Here is a 2,967-nt window from a genome sequence, read left to right on the forward strand (position 1 = left end):
TTGCGATGCCTTCATCGCTTCCGCTCCTCTCCCAGCCAGGAAAATGGCGCGGAAAACTCTAAGCCGATTCGAGGGCGTTTACCGGAGGCAGATCAGCCATCCGCGGCGTCAGTTTTTGGGTCGAATGAACGGTAGAAATATATACCAGCTATAAACGCGCTTAGGCCAATTGCCGTGACGTGAAAGATTTCGAGCATGTCAAATTCCCTTGGAGATCGGTGCACTCTACGGTCGCTAGCCCCATCCGGCAATATCAGTTGAAATTTGGTGACTTTGTTTTGAGAAAAGCCACATTCACGATAGGACGTAGAATAGCAGCACTTTCGACAGATTGCGCAACTGATTCTTGGAGCCGAAGCTGCGCATCACACGGGAGATTTTATGAAGAGAAGGGTGCAATTGGCCAGGGATGCTGTAGCCCTTGGGCACGAGAGTATCGCACGGGGGTACGATTCTCATTGCCAAGATGAGATTCATGACCATGCCATGGCTTTCGGCATTTTCGCATCGACTTATGCATTGTTGGGCGACCGGGTCCGTTCGCAATATATGTGTCAATGGCTGCAGAACGATGCGGTAAAACCGAATGGTGCTACAGGTTGGGGACTGCCTTTTAAGTGGGGCGCGTTCAGTAGCGACGATAAAAACTCAGTCACAGTCGTCTATGGCGTGACCAGCGCACTCGCAATTCGCGGATTGATTGATTACAGTTCCACCTTTGGCGCAGACATCCCTAATTGTGTCGTGAAATTTCTTGACTACTACCTTCAGTTTTTTGTCGAAACTCCGGAGGGTGGGTATTTTGGTTATTCCGACCAACCGGCAGATCTGAAAAGCGTTTTTAACGTTTCGTCATTGCTTGCTGGTCAATACGCTCGAGCTGGCAAGCTATTAAATCGAGCCGACTACAAACGCGTCGCCAGATTAGTGGCGGACGACATCATGGCAAATGCCCAGTCGTCCCCTGTAGGTGACTTTTGGTCATACGGCGCGAACATAGACCGGCCGAACGATGCGGTGCATGCATCCTATGCCGTGCAAGGGCTGATTGACGTTAACCGCTGGCTGGACACCGGTTACAAGTTAGACTTGGCAACTCGCTACCTGCGAAAATTTGTGAGAAATGGCCGCGCATTTGAGTATGTCAGGCATGGAAACCTCGAGCCGAAACTACAGCAACGTCCGGCGCGAGCTTGGGGCGTCGGCATGCTTCTCTATACGGCTTGCGAAGCCTCGGACAAATATCTGCAAGGTTTAGTTGAAGCTGCTCTACCCGCCTATCGCCATGAGAACGGGCAATACGGTATTTTGCCCGCGTCGAAAGTAAGCTATCCGCGGCATCAAGCACATATTGCCTTAGGCTTGGCTCGATCGGCAAAAGCAGAATACTCAGGAGCGAAAATGACCAAAACTCACCAGCCCCACATCGTGTCAATTGTTCTCAATGGCGTTGCTGGTGACAGCCGTGTGATTAAGACCGCGAAATCCGCAGAGGAAGCAGGCTTCAAAGCCACGATCGTTGGGATGTCTAAAGTAGAGAAGGTCACGAAAGCCACTATCGAAGGCGTTAACGTTGTCCTTGTCCCAAGCCCTCTGACTGATCTGCAATCGCGAAAAATGTGGCCTTCGGACAAAGATCAACGGCAGTTATGGATGCTGGTTGAAGGAGCGCTGAAGGAGATCCTTCCGGTCGTTAAGAATTTGAATCCATCCCTCATTCATTCTCACGATATGTCAGGATTAAGAGTTGGCGCTGCTGTCACCAAGTTTCTAGCGGCCGGTGGCAAGTCGGTTCCTTGGGTGCACGATCTACACGAATTCGTTGTTGGATTGACTACCGTTCCCGAAAACTATCGGAAATCCTCAGTCGAATACGAAAGGCGCTACCTTCGTCAGCCAGATCATCTTTTGACGGTAAGTGATCGGCTGGCACAAGAGGTCCAAGGAATTTATCATCTTCGCCAAGCTCCTACTGTTATCTACAATGCGCCGGTCGCTCGCGACGTTGATCCATCAGAACCAGACGTTCGGTCAGTTCTCGGGTTACCTAACTCGGTGCCATTGGCAGTCTACATTGGTGTGGCGAAGAAGGAGCGAGGTTGCGAGACCATTCTTGATGCCATCGCGCAGAATTCGAATCTTCACATCTGTTTTGTAAGCGATAGCGGTTATGTTGACCAACTGCAGGAAAGAGCCCTTGCTCACGGGATGGGGGATCGATTCCATCGAGTTCCTTACGTGCCTACTGATCAAGTTTCATCCTTCATTCGAACTGCAGATTTCGGAACACATGGCCTAATCCACTATCCTAACGGCGAGGTTGCTCTTCCCAACAAGCTCTTCGAGTATTTGCAGGCCGGCCTGCCTCTGGTTGTCAGCGATGTGGCTGAGATGAAGAGATTCGTAGAGGCCTACAATGTTGGCGCCGTTTTCGAGGCGGAGAACGCGGAGTCCTGCGGGGCAGCGATGCAATCTGTTATACGCGATACCGAGCTATTCCGCGCAAATATTACAAAGGATTTGACCAATAAGTTCTCATGGCAGGAGCAATCACGAAAGATCGGCGACATCTATAGCGATTTGCTGCAAAAATTTAGAACGAACCTGCGCTCGAAGATAGTGATCGGCGACGGTTCGGCGAACCTCGATTTACTAGCTCAAAAAATGGATATTTCAGACACGAAGACCGGTGTTATATCTGTGGATCAGCCGGAATTTGCATGCGATTTTTATGCGAATCCAACAGTTCTCAGCGATCGAGCCGGTATGTTGTCCGGTTTAGTTAGCAGGTATCATACGTTCCTAGAGTCCTTCACGTTTTGACGGAAGCGTATCCGGCGTTTGCGAGATAGTTTTGGCATTCGTCAGCTTCGATGGTTGTTACGAGGTGTCCGACCTGGCGCCAGGTGTCCTCGATAGTTCGCTTCTGGGCCATTCGCATCCAATGCTTGATTTTAGCGAAGGCCT

1 protein-coding gene and 1 pseudogene are annotated in these 2,967 nt (G+C 50.5%); one reads left to right on the top strand and one right to left on the bottom strand.

The window, feature by feature from the left end; all coding sequences use genetic code 11:
• Positions 1–381 precede the first annotated feature (381 nt).
• Complete coding sequence (locus C7441_RS23640) at positions 382–2,823, top strand: glycosyltransferase family 4 protein (RefSeq protein ID WP_109614976.1); 2,442 nt, start codon at positions 382–384, stop codon at positions 2,821–2,823.
• Here the strand turns inward: C7441_RS23640 and C7441_RS23645 are convergent.
• A pseudogene (locus C7441_RS23645) lies at positions 2,813–2,967 on the bottom strand (IS630 family transposase); the annotation flags it as partial. The gene C7441_RS23640 and the pseudogene C7441_RS23645 overlap by 11 nt on opposite strands.

This window comes from Pseudaminobacter salicylatoxidans (genome assembly GCF_003148475.1).
GTDB lineage: Bacteria > Pseudomonadota > Alphaproteobacteria > Rhizobiales > Rhizobiaceae > Pseudaminobacter > Pseudaminobacter salicylatoxidans.